At 44.5% G+C, this 15,168-nt stretch carries 17 protein-coding genes, 1 other RNA gene and 5 pseudogenes; 4 read left to right on the top strand and 19 right to left on the bottom strand.

The window, feature by feature from the left end:
• The first annotated feature begins 63 nt into the window (after window positions 1–63).
• Window positions 64–1,074: a substrate-binding domain-containing protein gene (locus tag JK223_RS14850; RefSeq protein WP_212714931.1), complete on the top strand. Its 1,011-nt coding sequence runs from the start codon at window positions 64–66 to the stop codon at window positions 1,072–1,074.
• Window positions 1,075–1,582: 508 nt separating this feature from the next.
• On the opposite strand, the gene JK223_RS14845 is transcribed toward JK223_RS14850, so the two are convergent.
• The 16 genes and pseudogenes from JK223_RS14845 to JK223_RS14770 form a co-directional block, all read right to left on the bottom strand.
• A complete protein-coding gene (locus JK223_RS14845) occupies window positions 1,583–2,833 on the bottom strand; it encodes an MFS transporter (protein WP_212714930.1) in 1,251 nt (416 codons plus the stop codon).
• 13 nt (window positions 2,834–2,846) lie between these two features.
• On the bottom strand, window positions 2,847–3,665 hold the full coding sequence (locus JK223_RS14840) for an MBL fold metallo-hydrolase (protein ID WP_212714929.1): 819 nt from the start codon (window positions 3,663–3,665) through the stop codon (window positions 2,847–2,849).
• 308 nt (window positions 3,666–3,973) lie between these two features.
• On the bottom strand, window positions 3,974–4,072 hold the full coding sequence (locus tag JK223_RS14835; protein ID WP_371813158.1) for a DUF943 family protein: 99 nt from the start codon (window positions 4,070–4,072) through the stop codon (window positions 3,974–3,976).
• A gap of 93 nt (window positions 4,073–4,165) precedes the next feature.
• A complete protein-coding gene (locus tag JK223_RS17230) occupies window positions 4,166–4,357 on the bottom strand; it encodes a DUF3289 family protein (protein ID WP_371813157.1) in 192 nt (63 codons plus the stop codon).
• 202 nt (window positions 4,358–4,559) lie between these two features.
• Window positions 4,560–5,021 (bottom strand): DUF943 family protein, encoded by a 462-nt coding sequence (locus JK223_RS14825; protein ID WP_212714928.1) that lies wholly within the window; start codon window positions 5,019–5,021, stop codon window positions 4,560–4,562.
• A pseudogene (locus JK223_RS14820) lies at window positions 5,011–5,228 on the bottom strand (DUF3289 family protein); the annotation flags it as partial. The pseudogene JK223_RS14820 and the gene JK223_RS14825, both read right to left, overlap by 11 nt.
• 113 nt (window positions 5,229–5,341) lie before the next feature.
• On the bottom strand, window positions 5,342–5,818 hold the full coding sequence (locus JK223_RS14815; RefSeq protein ID WP_212714927.1) for a DUF943 family protein: 477 nt from the start codon (window positions 5,816–5,818) through the stop codon (window positions 5,342–5,344).
• A pseudogene (locus JK223_RS14810) lies at window positions 5,815–6,650 on the bottom strand (YPO3983 family protein). Before JK223_RS14810 ends, JK223_RS14815 begins: the two are co-directional and overlap by 4 nt.
• Window positions 6,651–6,905: 255 nt before the next feature.
• Window positions 6,906–7,373 carry a DUF943 family protein gene (locus tag JK223_RS14805; RefSeq protein ID WP_212714926.1) on the bottom strand — a complete coding sequence of 156 codons (468 nt, stop codon included), beginning with the start codon at window positions 7,371–7,373 and terminating at the stop codon, window positions 6,906–6,908.
• A pseudogene (locus JK223_RS14800) lies at window positions 7,312–7,495 on the bottom strand (DUF3289 family protein); the annotation flags it as partial. The gene JK223_RS14805 and the pseudogene JK223_RS14800, both read right to left, overlap by 62 nt.
• Window positions 7,496–7,503: 8 nt before the next feature.
• A complete protein-coding gene (locus tag JK223_RS14795; protein WP_212714925.1) occupies window positions 7,504–7,974 on the bottom strand; it encodes a DUF943 family protein in 471 nt (156 codons plus the stop codon).
• Window positions 7,971–8,807 (bottom strand): YPO3983 family protein, encoded by an 837-nt coding sequence (locus tag JK223_RS14790; RefSeq protein ID WP_212714924.1) that lies wholly within the window; start codon window positions 8,805–8,807, stop codon window positions 7,971–7,973. Before JK223_RS14790 ends, JK223_RS14795 begins: the two co-directional genes overlap by 4 nt.
• Window positions 8,808–9,019: 212 nt before the next feature.
• A complete protein-coding gene (locus tag JK223_RS14785) occupies window positions 9,020–9,484 on the bottom strand; it encodes a DUF943 family protein (RefSeq protein WP_212714923.1) in 465 nt (154 codons plus the stop codon).
• Complete coding sequence (locus tag JK223_RS14780; protein WP_212714922.1) at window positions 9,468–10,319, bottom strand: YPO3983 family protein; 852 nt, start codon at window positions 10,317–10,319, stop codon at window positions 9,468–9,470. The genes JK223_RS14785 and JK223_RS14780 overlap by 17 nt, the downstream gene beginning before the upstream one ends.
• Before the next feature lie 497 nt (window positions 10,320–10,816).
• On the bottom strand, window positions 10,817–11,113 hold the full coding sequence (locus JK223_RS14775) for a contact-dependent growth inhibition system immunity protein (RefSeq protein ID WP_029991162.1): 297 nt from the start codon (window positions 11,111–11,113) through the stop codon (window positions 10,817–10,819).
• A 7-nt stretch (window positions 11,114–11,120) separates the two neighbouring features.
• Window positions 11,121–11,942, bottom strand: coding sequence for an RNase A-like domain-containing protein (locus JK223_RS14770; RefSeq protein ID WP_212714921.1), 822 nt, complete (start codon window positions 11,940–11,942; stop codon window positions 11,121–11,123).
• A gap of 737 nt (window positions 11,943–12,679) precedes the next feature.
• On the opposite strand from JK223_RS14770, the pseudogene JK223_RS16985 reads away from it, so the two are divergent.
• Window positions 12,680–12,772, top strand: a pseudogene (locus tag JK223_RS16985) (glycoprotein 3); the annotation flags it as partial.
• On the opposite strand, the pseudogene JK223_RS14765 reads toward JK223_RS16985, so the two are convergent.
• The 3 genes and pseudogenes from JK223_RS14765 to smpB form a co-directional block, all read right to left on the bottom strand.
• A pseudogene (locus tag JK223_RS14765) lies at window positions 12,771–13,076 on the bottom strand (integrase arm-type DNA-binding domain-containing protein); the annotation flags it as partial. The pseudogenes JK223_RS16985 and JK223_RS14765 sit on opposite strands and share 2 nt — an antisense overlap.
• Before the next feature lie 191 nt (window positions 13,077–13,267).
• Window positions 13,268–13,631: a transfer-messenger RNA gene (gene ssrA / locus JK223_RS14760) on the bottom strand.
• A gap of 49 nt (window positions 13,632–13,680) precedes the next feature.
• Window positions 13,681–14,163 (bottom strand): SsrA-binding protein SmpB, encoded by a 483-nt coding sequence (gene smpB, locus JK223_RS14755; protein WP_025903734.1) that lies wholly within the window; start codon window positions 14,161–14,163, stop codon window positions 13,681–13,683.
• A gap of 154 nt (window positions 14,164–14,317) precedes the next feature.
• Here smpB and JK223_RS14750 point away from each other — a divergent pair, with 154 nt between their 5' ends.
• Both JK223_RS14750 and JK223_RS14745 read left to right on the top strand, forming a co-directional pair.
• A complete protein-coding gene (locus tag JK223_RS14750; RefSeq protein ID WP_212714920.1) occupies window positions 14,318–14,752 on the top strand; it encodes a type II toxin-antitoxin system RatA family toxin in 435 nt (144 codons plus the stop codon).
• A complete protein-coding gene (locus JK223_RS14745) occupies window positions 14,745–15,041 on the top strand; it encodes an RnfH family protein (protein ID WP_212714919.1) in 297 nt (98 codons plus the stop codon). Before JK223_RS14750 ends, JK223_RS14745 begins: the two co-directional genes overlap by 8 nt.
• Window positions 15,042–15,168: the final 127 nt, after the last annotated feature.

Here is a 15,168-nt window from a genome sequence, read left to right as displayed (position 1 = left end):
GAACAGAAAGGGATATCCGGGAATGTGCTATTTTGAGTGTAAATCTGATAAACCGGCAGGGATATGACTACTCAGGATAACAAACGCACCAGACTTATTGATGTTGCCCGCCACGCAGGTGTTTCGCCAGGGACCGTCTCGAATGCGTTAAATCAAACGCGTTTTGTCGATCCTGAAACCCGGCAACGAATTGATGACGCTATTCAGGCCCTGAACTACACACCAAATATTCGAGCCCGTCAGTTACGCACCGGAAGAACCAATACGATTGCACTTCTTTCTTCACTACCGCTCAGCATCGCCTCCGGCGCTTCAAAGCTCGGATTTATGATGGAAATCGCGCTGACGGCATCAATTATGGCGCTGGAAAACCGCCATGCCTTGATTCTGGTGCCTCCGGGGAAGAATCCACTGGACACGGTCACCTTTGACGCAGCTATTCTGCTCGAACCTTCCGAAAATGATCCGCAGTTACGCGCTCTGCAAAATGCGGGGATCCCCTGCGTGACTATTGGCCGGACCCCGGGCACGAACAAGCCGGTGCCCTGGGTTGAGCTGCACTCTGAGGTGACGGCTAATCTGCTGCTGAGGCACTTACAAAAAGAAGGATGCGGGCACTGCGCACTGTTTGTCAGTAACAGGCAGCGCACCTCTTCGCTGGAGACCGAAGCGGCGTATCGTCTGTGGTGCAACGGGCGGCAGACTCCGGTGATATATTACCTGGATGAGGAGAAAGGTGAGGCTGCCGGTTATCATGCCGCCCGTCAGCTACTGCTGGAGGCTCCACAGGTGAATGGATTACTGGTTTTGGTTGATACCTTTGCCAGCGGCGCGGTACGAGCCTTTCATGAAACGGGCACTAAAATCCCGCAACAGATGAGAGTCGCTACCCGGTATGATGGTATTCGTGCCAGGGAATCAAAGCCGCCTTTGACAGCAGTGAATATGCATCTGGATGAGGTTGCCCGGCAGGCGACTATGTTACTGTTCGACGTACTGGCAGGTCGCCCTATGGCTGGCTGCGACGGACCGATTCCCGAGCTGGTGGTCAGGGCCTCAAGTAAAATCCTTTAATGTGCGATGCATTTTACAGGTGAGGGAGTCAGAGGTCTGTGCGCAAGGTTCAGGCTGCCGCCCTGTCTGTATCCGGAAGAGGGGATTCACCGGCACTGCAATCCCCCTCAGCCAGAAACTCCCTACGCGGATGCTACCCCCGGGAGAACAAAACAACACAACACCTCCGGAAATAAGAAGTCAGTGTGAGTTGCTTTAAGGATATCCGGATATTACCTTTTACTGGCTTACTGGCTTACTGGCTTACTGGCTTACTGGCTTACTGGCTTACTGGCTTACCGGGGGACGACTCGTTGAAGAACGACGCGCAAGTGTCCCGGGGCCAGCCCGGGCAGAAATGCGATGGTCACAATCTTTTCCGGACGGGGTTCCCCTTAGGGTATCCGCTTCGGGCCAATGAACCCTCCCGGAAAAAAACAACAACTATCCTCGTACTGTCGCCGGATGTAACAACGCTATACCCGCTGGCAGAGGGAATATGCTACTCATATTTTCCCTCCTGCCGTCGTCATTTTTGTACGGTCCGCAGGGTAGCCGGTTTTATATCTGCCGGGACCTCTTTTCCGGAAAGATCATCTTTAAAGAAAATCCGGAAAAGCACGACAACGATGCCCGCGATAATCGCTGAGAATAGCCAGAAGTTTTCCCATTGCGGTAATGACTGTGGTCCTTGCTCTGTTACCGTATTATTGAATACCTGTCCGCAGAGGGTAGAAGCGAACAGCAGTCCTGCACCGTTGGAGACGATGAAACGCAGGCTTTGTGCCTGGGCTTTTATCTCTGGCGGGGCTTTTCGGTCCACATAGATGTCGCCGACGGTAAAGAAAAAGTCCCAGCAAAAACCCTGCAGCATCAGGCCAATCATAATGAACATCATATTGGCGTCCAGCGCAGCTTGCGAAAATAACAATGAGCGGATTACCCAGCAGATCGCACCCAACAGCAGCGTCAGTTTGAAACCCGCTTTCAGCAGGAAGAATGACAGCAGGAACATAAAGATGACTTCGCAGGCAACCCCCGCCTGCATCATCGATGCCGCGTTATCAAACCCCAGGGCTTTCAGGAAAACCGGAATATAGGCGGAATAGGCGGTTTTCGGGATCATTAATACAAAGATGGTCAGCATCAGAATCGAGAAATTTCGATCCCGGAACAGCGACAGTGCATCCAGGCATAATAAATCACGCAGGCTGAAGGTCTGCCCTTTAGCCTTCGGCGGGGTATCCGGCAGGGCAAAGCAGTAAAGACCCAGCGCAACTGCGGAGGCGGAGGCGATATACCACGTCACGGTATCACCCGAGTAGCCCATCTGACCGATGATAAAACCAATCACCATAAAACCGAACGTACCGAAGACACGAATGAGCGGAAAATATTTCACGCCGTTAATGTGGCTGAAACTGATACTGTTAGCCAGCGCCGTCGTAGGATAGAACAGTAAGCCGACAAAGAAGATCATTATCAGTGTCATGGTGGTATTATGCGCTTCGATAAACTGTGGCACGCACAGGATTACCGCGGCATTAATCAGGTGAAGGATAGCCATCACCTTTTGTGAAGCGAAGAAGCGATCGGCAACCATACCGATAAACAGTGGTGACAGGAGGGTGGCGAGCCCGAGTAAAGCATAAGCAGTGCCAATGCTCGTCGCCATGCCATAGGTACTTAGCACCAGACCCATGGTCATATTCCAGGCACCCTGCATGAAGTATTGCACAAACATCATTACCAGAAGACGAGGTGTTTTATTCAAATCCATTTGATTAACCCTGTTAGAAATTAATGGTCAGGCCGTCACAGGCGACGGTAATATTCTTATCGAGACACGCCGCCACAAGCTCTTCGTGAAGCAGTTTTCCTGAATGTGAGATATGCGATACCAGAATCCTGCTGCCGGCATGCAAACAGGCTATCGCACGTAGTTTTTCCCTGGCAGCAAAGACAGTCTCCAGGCTCATATGGTTATCGGTGCGGCTTTCGCCGTTATATCCATACGTACATTCCAGTACGGCCAGATCGATTTTTTTTCCTTCAAGCCATTGCCAGGTGAGTTCAGGAAACCACCCGGAATCATGGCCATAGAAGAGTGCTTTTCCTTCTTTTTCAATGAACCAGGTATAGCAAAGTTCCCATTTTGCGTGGTTTGCTAATAACGGAGTGATCCGGTAACCATGGGTTTCTGCAGTGACAAAAGGGACAAGACAGTGGAAGCCGAATCGCTCATGGCTATAACCGGGCAATACTTCAGCAGCGCCATTGATGGCACGATCATTACCGTAGATATGCAACGGGTGATCTATCTCAAACCCGTACCCTTCCATGCGACTGAAGAGTTCTCCGACATTAAAGTGGTCGGGATGGGTATGAGTGAAAAGCAGCGAGTGTATCTGTGTCGCATCTAAGCCATCTCTGAGCAGTTGCTGGCTGAATTCGGGGGCAACATCGATCAGCAGTTGATCGTCAATGATAACGGATGAATGCGTCCGTAGATCCTTACCTTTAAGGATGCGGGCTTGCTGGCAGTGTGCACAGCGGCAGAATGGATTTGGGATCCCTTCAGAAGCCGCTGTCCCCAGAAAATGAATTTTCATTGCTTACTCTCCTTTTTCCCTGAACGTTGCTGGTGTCCTTTCTTTGCTTCCGGATGCAATAAAAATAAATAAGAACGTATCAATTATGCTCTGTGGCACGGTTTAGACAATGACCTTTAGCGCTGAAGGTGATCCTCTTCAAGAAATAAAGTATCAGCCATGATAAAAACTCTTTATCGATATCCGCAGACTGTTTTTTCAGTTATCTTTTTTTATAACCATCAACGAATAGTCAGGAAGAACACAGTAAGACATGAGGTGGATAGTTTAGGAATATAATTTTTCAGTCTATCCTTATTTTTTAGCCATCAATTTATTTTACCTTTATCTGTATATGGAAAGTTTTTTACTAAAATATAGCTATGACTACCATTATTATGAACTGCAATCATTTCCACAAGGCACAGGGATAGCCAGGGCTAACAACCAGAAAATATGCAGGCACTCAAGGTGAGTAAAACAAGATATTTCATTTTCCAATCGATTTTTATATCAGTTCGTCATCGGGTAGTTTCGATATTGGTCATAAATGATTTTAAATCAGACTGATTGTATCTCTTGAGTAAAAACCAGCTATGCAAAAAACAGAGCGGATTGAGGCTGGAGTTATGAATATCCTCGACATTAAGTCCAGGGTGGTCGTCGACTTTGCAGTGTAACGCTGCGCGGAAATAGTTATTATCAACCTGTATCGATTTAATTTAGTATTTTCAGGGTATTGTGACGCGTAATTTCCATCTTTCTGATTTAATCCTGGTGTCTATTGAAGTTTTGAAGTTTAGTTTCCAGGAGAAAATTTCTTACTGTTTTTTCATCTTTTTCCATTGTTCTATGACGGGTACAAGTCGTAGAGAGTAGGTGACATTATACTGTCTCTTTATTGACTGAGTGGTTCTAATCATAATCGAATCTCACTCTCTTACCGTTTTTATTTACCCGATATATTCCTCCATCGACCCAAAAAGAGAGTCCTGTATTTCTCCCATTCATTACAAACATAAGGGAATTTTTATTAATGCAATTGAGTGGTGGTTTCATATCATCAAAACAGAGCCGATCATAACCATCAGTTTCTACGTATCCATCGCCAAAATCCCAAAAACTGACCGTAGAATTACCTTCTGAGTCTGGTTCAGGAATATCATATTTTTCTTTAAGAATACCCTTGTTTTCCAGCCACCAGTCGATTTTACCTTTATCAGTTAAAGGAAAGTTATTAACTAAAACATCACTATAATGACGTTCCTGATGAACGGCGACAATCTTTACCGGGTGCTGTGATAGCCAAATCAGGTAACTGAACAGTGCACAGCCAGAAAATAAAAATAATCCATAGAGTTTTTTTTTATGTTTCATCGCGTCCACCGGAGATTCGGATAATGGCATCCATATTTGTCATGAAAGGCTTACATCCAAACTGATTGTACCGCTGCAGAACAAACCAGATACGGAAAAATTCAACTGGATAAATTTTTCATTAAGGATATCATTATTATCCATACCAAAATGATCCTGTACCTTATAATGCACCACTGCCTGGTAACGATCATTATCAATATTCACAATATTTAACCCGAAGTAGTCTTGTTGCTGACGTTTTCTCCTCCCTTGGGATAATCTCAGTAATTCTAATAATCCCACCCGCATGATGTAAGCAGGAGGGGAGTTTATCCCGGTCACTTTACATCAAATTTAATCTCTAACTTAGCTATGTCACCGTTCTTCTTCCTTTGATATTTACCATCGTACACGGTGAAAACCGTCCCCAAATTAATGCTATTGCTGACAGAGAAAACAGCATCCTTGTCTATGCAATTCAGTGGGGGGGACATATCCTCAAAGCATAACCTGTCATAACCATCCGTTTCTTTATAGCCGTCACCGAATAGCCAGAAAATTACAGTAAAATTACCAGAGGTGGATGGTTTTGGAATATTATATTTGTTTTTTAGTTCATCCTTATTTTTTATCCACCAATTTATTTTACCTTTATCTGTATATGGAAAGTTGTTTACTAAAATATAGCTATGATTACCATTATCATGAACTGCAATAATTTCCACAGGGCGCAGGGATAGCCAAAGCCAATAACCGGTTAATATGCAGATAATTAATATGATTAAAGTAAGGTGTTTTCTGTTTTTTAGAATCAATTTCGGACTCCGGTTATTTCTATGGTGGTATCCATATTGGTCATAAAAGGTTTGAAATTGAACTTATCGTATCGCTGGAGGACAAACCAGATACGAAAAAAACGGAACTGGTTAAACCTGAATTTTGAAATGTCGTTAACATCAAGTCCAAAGTGATCCTGGACTTTGTAATGCAGGACTGCCCGGTAATGGTTATTATCAACCTGTAAATTTTTATAGTAATTTCTGTTGCCCAGGTGTCATGAACAGTTATACCCATGCCGTTAAAGTTATCCTGGAAGCGATCGAATTTCGGGAGTTTTCCTTCGAGAATAGCTTTTTGAAATTCATTTTTACCTGTTACCGGATAAATACCGGTTTGCCAGTTAATATTTTCATTTAATGCGTATTTTATTTTTGATAACGTACTATTCTCAGTTTCGTCATTGACAATATGTGCTTTCAAAGCATTATCCAGATGTATGCTGCTGAACGGTTTTCCGTTGCCGTTCTGCATATGGGTGATCATCCTTTTGATCAGATGCTTGTAGGGACCATACACTGAGAACAGGCGTGATAAATCACGCAATTCATCAAACAAAATATTGGCACATTGCGGGCGGGAAATTTTTTCCCCCTCTCCCCGGGAACCATAGAACATCGATTGCGGTTGAGTAAAAGGAGTGACTTTCGTCAGGGTATAAGGATTGGCACGGGTGGAAATATCAACCAGCCCGTAATTGGATTTCAACTGTTCTGCGGTCAAGTCGCCGCAGCGCATATCTTTTGCGCTATAGTCGTCCATCCGGTTTTGAGTTTTAAAAAGGGTGCAGGGGAACTGTAGTGCAGTCATTGATACACACTCCTTGTGTCAGTATCCGTTATACTTACTCTACGTTCAGAATACGCGACTCACTAGCATAAAGGGAACCTGATACAGAGAGTTCTGGCAATATTTGTGGGCTCTCGCACAAAATTATAGGGGTGTGGTTTTCCTGACATCGTTCCTGGATATATGGATATCTTTGAAAGTGAATAGTTTTTTTGCAGGGGGACTGACAGGAGGTCGGATGATTTTATTACTGTCAACACGCGAGGAAGAATGGCTCTATTCGTCTTTGATTTTTATTATTTTCCCATCTGTTCTTAGACGATACTCGCCATCATCTACTGTAAATATAATACCTCTGTTTTTGCTGGATCTGATTGAAAATACTCTATTCTTCTCAATACAGTTTACAGGTGGTTTCATATCGTCAAAGCAAAGCCTGTCATATTTACCTAAGTCTTTATAACCTTCTCCAAATAACCAGAAAGTCAGATAGAAATGACCATTGTTATCAGGTTTTGGAATGTCATATTGGTTATTTAACCTATCTTTATTTTTTAACCACCAGTTAATTTTTGATTTATCAGTCGGCGGGAAACTAGTGACCAGAACATCACTGAAACCACTACTTCTGTGATGAATGGCTATGATCTCCATGGGACGTAGAGACAACCAAAGCCCGTAGCTAAGTAGCATGCAGCACGCCAGAAAGAGCGGAAGAATAGTTTTGTTGTTTTTCACTCTCATTTGCGAATTCCTGAAATTTCCACGGTAGTTTCCATATTGGTCATGAACGGCTTAAAGCCAAACTGATTGCACCGCTGCAGAACAAACCAGATACGGAAGAAATGGAACTGGCTAAATTGACTCGCGCCGACTAATCGGAGGCGACTTTTATAATGTCACCATTCCGGGCTAAGCGATAATTATCACCATCATATACAGTAAAAACAGTACCTCTATTTTTACTATGAGTCACAGTAAATACAGCATCTTTTTCAATACAGTTTTTTTTGGTTTTCATATCATTGAAACAAAATCTGTCATATTTCCCCTCCTCTTTATAACCATCACCAAACAACCAGACGGTAACCGAAAAAGAACCATCCTCCGCAGGATTAGGAACATTATATTTTTCTTTAAAAGTAGCTTTGTTTTCCATCCACCAATTTATTTTACCCTTATCTGTAATTGGAGGGTTTTGAACCAAAATAGCACTAAAATTATTCCCTCTATGATGAACAGCAATAATCTCTACAGGACGCAGCGACAGCCAAATCCAGTATCCCGGAAGCATACAGCCAGCCAGAAAGAACAGCGCAATGGCTTTCTTTTTTTTCATTTTCATTTACGGGTTCCGATGATTTCTATGGTGGCTTCCATATTGGTCATAAATGGCCTGAAACCAAACTGATTATAACGCTGGAGTACAAACCAGATACGGAAAAATCGGAAATGGTTAAACTTAAACGTTGAAATATCATCAACATCAAGGCCAAAGTGATCCTGGACTTTGTAATGCACCACAGCCCGGTAACGATCATTATCAATCCGGAGTAATTGAATCGTAATATGCGTTGCCCAGATATCATGGACGGTAATCCCCATACCGTTGAAATTATCCTGGAAGCGGTCAAACTTAGGGAGTTTGCCTTCGGAAATTGCTTCTTTTAGCCAGTGCGTTTCTTTTAATGGGTAACATTTTTCTTCCCAGTTAATTTTGTCATTTAAAGTCTCCCTCAGTCTCCAGCGAGTACTATTTTTTGTATTATCCCTGATAATATGTTCTCTCAACGCCCTGTCCAACGCGATATCACGAAAGGGGGTGCCGTTACCGTTTTGCATATGGGTGATCATTTTTTCGATCAGATATTTGTACGGACCATAAACTGAGAACAGGCGTGATAAATCACGGAATTCATCAAACAAAATATTGGCACATTGCTGGCGGGAAATCTTTTCACCCTCTCCCCGGGAGCCATAGAACATCGACTGTGGCTGAGTAAAAGGAGTGACTTTTGTCAGGGTATAAGGATTGGCTCGGGTGGAAATATCAACCAGCCCATAATAGGATTTCAACTGTTCTTCTGTTAAATCACCGCATCGCATATCCTGAGCGCCGTAATCGTCCATCCATTTTTTGGTTTTAAACAGTATGCAGGGGAACTGTAGTGCAGTCATTGATACACACTCCTTGTGTCAGTATCCGTTATGCTCACTTCAGGTTCAGAATACGCGACGTAATAGCAAAAAGGGAACCTGATACAGTGACTATTAGTAATATTTGCAAGCTATCGCACAAAATTATAATAATATGGTTTTTCTGATGCAGGTATACAGTGGTATAAATATCAGGAAGATTTAATGGTAGTCTCTGCGAGGGGAAAGGGGTGCTAATCGGCCACTACTTTTACTATCTTTCCATTTTTCACCATACGATATATTTCATCATTAGTAGTAAAAGAAATCCCCATGTTTTTACTGTCGCTGACAGAGAAAATTCTGTTTTTTTCTATACAATTTTCAGGTGCTTTTATATCTTCAAAGCAGCGCCTGTCATACTTGCCTTCTTCTTTGTAACCATCACCAAAGTCCCAAAAAACCATGGAGAAAAATCCATCGCTTGCAGTTTTTGGAATATTATATTTTTCTTTCAACATATCTTTATTTTTTTGCCACCATCTTATTTTTCCCCGGTCAGTAAAAGGAAAATTTCTTACAAGCACAGAGCTAAACTCTCTATCCTCATGAACCGCGACAATTTCAACCGAACGTGCCGACAACCAAAAGACTACGCCCGGCAGGATGGAACCCATCAATAACAATGTATAAAGTGTTTTTTTAATGTTTGCCTGCACCACGGCCCCCGGTAATCCTGACAGTGGCTTCCATATTGGTCATGAAAGGCTTGAATCCAAACTGATTGTACCGCTGGAGAACAAACCAGATACGGAAAAAATTGAACTGGCTAAATGTTTTGTTAAGGATATCATCACTATCCAGACCAAAATGATCCTGTACCTTATAATGCACCACTGCCTGGTAACGATCATTCTCAATATGCAGTGATTTTAAGGTGATATGCGTTACCCAGGTATCATGAACCGTAATCCCCATGCCATTAAAATTATCCTGAAAACGGTTAAATTTAGGTAGTTTTCCATCCAGAATAACTTTTCTTAACCGGTCTTTGTCACTTGCCGGAAGGTGTTTATTTTCCCAATCGATATAGGTATTAAATGCTTCCTGCAATAACTGACGTGTACTATTTGTTGTCTTATCCTGAATAACATGCTTCTTCAATGCCCTGTCCAGCGACGGATCACGGAAGGGGACTCCGTTACCGTTTTGCATGTGGGTGATCATTTTTTCGATCAGATATCTGTACGGACCATACACTGAGAACAGGTGTGATAAATCACGGAATTCATCAAACAAAATATTAGCACATTGCTGGCTGCTGATCTTTTCCCCCTGGCCACGCAGGTTGCAACAGAATATGGACCGGGGCCGATCCATTGAGGAACGCCGCGTAAGCGTCCAGGGATCAACCCGGTCAGAAATGTAATCCAGCCGATACAGGGACTTTAACTGTTCTTCGGTCAAGTCGCCGCAGCGCATATCACTCGCGGCGTAGTCATCCATCCATTTTTGGGTTTTAAAAAAGGTACAGGGGAACTGTAGTGCAGCCATTGATACACACTCCTTATGTCAGTATCCGTTATGCTCACCTTAAGTTCAGAATACGTGACTCACTAGCAAAAAGGGAACCTGATACAGAGATTCTTAGTAAGATTTGCAGGCTATCGCACAAAATTATAGGGGTGTTGTTTTCCTGATATCGAGCCTGTAGATATGGATATCTCTGCAAGTGAATAGTTCTTTTTGCAGTGATGCCGACACTATGAGGTGCCAGGCATGGTGCCTGAAGGCCCGGATTTAATGAGTTTGCTTCAGACTTAGCATGACAAAATACAGATACAAAAAAGCCCGCAGGGTTTGCGCCTTGCGGGCTCTTAGGACTTCATCGGATGATTCTGGTATCACCGATGAAGAATTTGGGCTGGCGGAATCTGAGTAAATACTTCAACTTATTGTTTTAATAAGTTTTTATTTAATTCAGTTTGCTTCCGTGTATCTAAACGTGTACCAATTATTTTTTCTTATCAGGAAATTTACTCCCTGAAACCTCATTTCTCTGACGAGATCTGACGTACTGTCATCAGGAATTCATGAGCAGTGGTTTCCCAAAGTTCAGGCGAAAAATCAAACCCGTATCGTTTCCTGAACTCCTCTTCGACACCGTCACCATAGGCGGAGATAAAATCATCAACTTCTTCGACGAGATCTTTGAGCATCCAGTCTGGTGCTGACTTTTTGAACAGCCGTACTATGCCTTCAATCGTATCCTCGCCATCATTGATGATGTCGGCGTCCTGGTTGAAATAACCGAAAATCAGTTGGTCAAGAAAGTGGAAGTTTTGCATTTTGTACCTATAGAGCCGGGAACGCTGTGAGAATGTAATAGGGTTTGCCGTTATATCGCTGAAACTCAATAACAATTCTCATATTTGTCATGGCTATCCGCTGGTTACTCCCGCGCTGGAAACCATAGCCAATCGCTTTGCCAAATGCATAGCGAATAGTCAGCCTAGCTCCCTGCCTGCCTCCGCCAAGAACGGATTTTATAACGCCCCGGTTAGCAAAGAGCGCTCTTGATATGGTTTCTTCTGCAATACGCACGTTGGTAAAGGTGGTGGAATACTGCAAACGTTTATTCGCTTCAAAGCGGGCTAATAGTTCTGCATCGCTTTTGCCAACATGTGTGGAAAGCGTATGCCCGCCGGGTTTAAAACCCGTCATTGACTCATGCTCACTGAGTTTGATGCGGCCAGCCCTTACTGCTGCTACCCGGCTTGCGCCGATGCCAAGTGCAAATCCTAATGGAACAGCGATATCGACAGTCAGGCCGATTTTCATCGCCGTATCGTCATCTGCTCCAAAGGATTTGGCAATTGCTGTTGCTGCCTCGTAAGTTGCCGTACGCGTGTCTCTGCCCACAATTAGCTGATTAGCAGCAGCATGAATGCTGTCGAGACTATGCGCACCGACTACAACACATCCTGCTTTTGTTAATCCGGTAGGTTCAGGTGCGATACACAGAGCGGTGGCACCTGCCAGCTCAAGTGAACCCATGATAAGCCCCAGCCCTCCGGAAAGGCGGTTACTCATCGTTTCTGCCTCTGTGACTGTCTTATCAGAGAGCGCGGCAGCAAGCTGAACAGGGGACATCGCTATCTTTATGCCATCATCCATAATGAAACCTCATGTGTTTAAAATACGAACAGGTCGATTCTAACCTCTTTTCTGACATGACCAATCATTTCAGAGCCAGAAATGATTTTAGTAAAAAGTGTTCATACTGTTCACTTTCACTTTTAATCATTTTAAATCATATGGTTAGATGGTGAAATGTTAAGGTCTGCATGTACACGGGTGTGCACATGAAGTGATCACTCAGGTTCAAAGTAAAAAACCGGCCTAAGTCGGTTCGTTTACCTGGTTGAGTCTGAATATGTATTCCGTCCGGCTTCGGGTAGCTCTCTATTTTGTGGATATTTTCCCTCAGAGCAACAAGTCATTTTATAGTGCTTCACCACACAACAGAACGATTTTTATACAGCGGCAAACGTTGGACGTTTTTTGGTAAATGTTGGCAAACCGGTGGTCGATCCCTGATTACTTTTATATATTTTCAATTTTTAATCGAAATAAAGTCTAAGTAAGCAGGCCGGTCAAAATCCAAAAGGTTAATAGTAGTGAACAGTCGGTGAACAGTTACACCCTCAACTGTTCACCATTTATCTGATTGTATTGCTTGTCTTTTTCTTCTCAGCGAACAGTAGTGAATAGTTATAAGTAAAAAAAAAACAGTGAGTAAGGTTACCTGAGACCTTTCTCTGGCCAGCCGGGCTTTCAGATCTGTTTGTGCCATTTTTGCCACAACGGTATTGAATCGTGTTGTTGTGTCTGGCACGGCAGAATCTCCTCAGATTGAAACGAAGAGGGGACCCGACATGACTCAGACCACTGTTATACCCGACTACCTTAAACCCGCAATGGAACGTCTTGAGAATGCCCGGTCTCAATCTGGCGTTGTTCTGACGCTTGTTCCTGTTGCTGTTGTGGATCCATGCTTTGTGCTAGCGTGGTTAAGTGCTGGTCGCGTATCTGACGAGCTGCTGCGAGTGTAAGGGCAGGGTATGAACCGAGACTTAAACTTGTGCGGCTGCAGCTTCCCGGTCGTTGATTACGGAAGCGCCAGAGTTTTTTACCGGAGGTTTTGATGAGTAAGAACAGGCCATCACCATCATGTAGGGTGAAGTCTTTTTCGCGTGGTTTCGCTTTGAGGATTTCGTTGTTAGTCAGAGGCCGGGTAACACGCGCCATGTGAGGATTCCTTCCATAATTGGTACACGTTTATGGGCCACAGTATAGCGTGTACCTAAACGTATACCGATTATCATCGGATTTAGCCGGATGTACCCGGACAACGACAGACACAAAAAAGCCCGCAGGGCTTACGCCTTGCGGGCTCTTAGGACTTCATCGGATGATTCTGGTATCACCGATGGAGAATTTGGTGGAGCTGGCGGGAGTTGAACCCGCGTCCGAAATTACTACACCTTCGGCACTACATGCTTAGTCCAATCTTTACATTCGCTTGTCAGCTGCGGATGGACACGCCACTAACAAACTAGCCTGATTAAGTTTAATGCTTCAACCCCAGGCAGGGTATCCACACGATCTCTTTTGGGTTTGACCTCTCTTGATCCCCGTCCTAAGAGCGGAGGCTAGGGAGAGAGGGCTCTGAGCAGGTTATTAAGCTGCTAGTGCGTAGTTTTCGTCGTTTGCGACTATTTTTTTGCGGCTTTTTACGAGGCCAACCGCCCCTCGGCATGCTCCTTGGGCTTCGCAAATCCCGTCGAATCCAGAATCAGCCCCAGGTACTGTCGGTTACTATATCAGGAAAAGCATCAGCTACACCAGTAGTTTAGCGATTTCCTTTTTTCATAATACGTGCTTTGTCGATTTTCCACTCACGCTCGCGGATGTCATCACGCTTGTCATGCTCTTTCTTACCTTTGGCGACACCAATCTTCAGTTTACACCAGGCATTTTTCCAGTACAGCGACAGGGCAACGATCGTGTAACCTTCACGATTCACCCGGCCGAAAATGGAATCCAGTTCACGCTGCTTCAGCAATAATTTACGGTTGCGGGTTGGGTCGCATACCACATGCGTCGAAGCCCCCAGCAAGGGCTGGAAGGTTGCACCAAACAGAAATGCTTCACCATCACGCAACAGAATGTAACTTTCGCTGATGTTCGCTTTGCCTGCGCGCAGTGACTTTACTTCCCATCCCTGCAACGACAATCCGGCCTCGAATTCTTCCTCGATGAAATATTCATGACGGGCGCGTTTGTTGAGGGCAATGGTTGCAGAACCGGGTTTGTTAGCTTTTTTCTTAGTCATAATATCGCTTATTTTACACCACTTATGCGCAGAAACCATCCCCTGTCACGGGGGAGTAAGTGACATATTCTAGCATGCCAGTAGCATGAAGACATTTTTGTTTAACTAATGAAACTGGTATGATCCAGGGGTTTTCTACTTAGCAGGAAGTGTTATGGCCCAGATTAGTCGTTCAGCGCTGGTCCCGTTCAGTGCTGAAAAAATGTACCAGCTTGTGAATGATGTCGATGCCTATCCGCAATTCTTACCAGGCTGTACCGGTAGCCGGATTATCGACAGTTCTGAAAACCAGATGACCGCTTCTGTCGATGTGTCTAAGGCGGGGATCAGTAAGACATTTACGACTCTCAATACGCTGACAAATAACCAGCGGATCCATATGCAACTGGTGGAAGGTCCGTTCCGTAAACTGAGCGGCGGCTGGCAGTTCTTTGCGCTGGGTGATGACGCCTGTAAGGTCGAGCTGAGTCTGGATTTCGAATTCACCAATATGCTGGTAGAAATGGCCTTTGGACGGGTTTTCAAAGAGCTTGCTAACAGTATGGTTCAGGCCTTCACGATACGAGCCAAAGAGGTTTACAGTGGCTGATATTCAGGTTGAGGTGGTTTATGCACTGCCTGAGAAACAATACCTGCGTACGGTCAGCGTGCCTGAAGGGAGTACGATTGAGCAGGCAGTTATCGCCTCAGGGTTACCGGAGCTGCGTAAAGATATTAATCTTGCCGAAAATAAAGTCGGCATATACAGCCGCGCCGCCAAACTGCAGGATGTCGTACAGGCCGGTGACAGGGTAGAGATCTACCGTCCTCTGCTGGCAGACCCGAAAGAACTCCGTCGTCAGAGAGCGGAACGCTCAGCAAAAAATAACCAGAAATGACCCGGCATCTGCCAGTGAAAGAATAAAAAAAAGCGCAGTGAATACTGCGCTTTTTTATTGTCACCCCTAAACCACCTCCTAGGGAGGTGGTGATTGATCCTGTAAGGCTATAGCCTGAAGAATGCCC

This window comes from Tatumella sp. JGM118 (assembly GCF_018257515.1).
Lineage (GTDB): Bacteria > Pseudomonadota > Gammaproteobacteria > Enterobacterales > Enterobacteriaceae > Tatumella > Tatumella terrea.
This window is presented reverse-complemented; position numbering and strand designations above follow the sequence as displayed.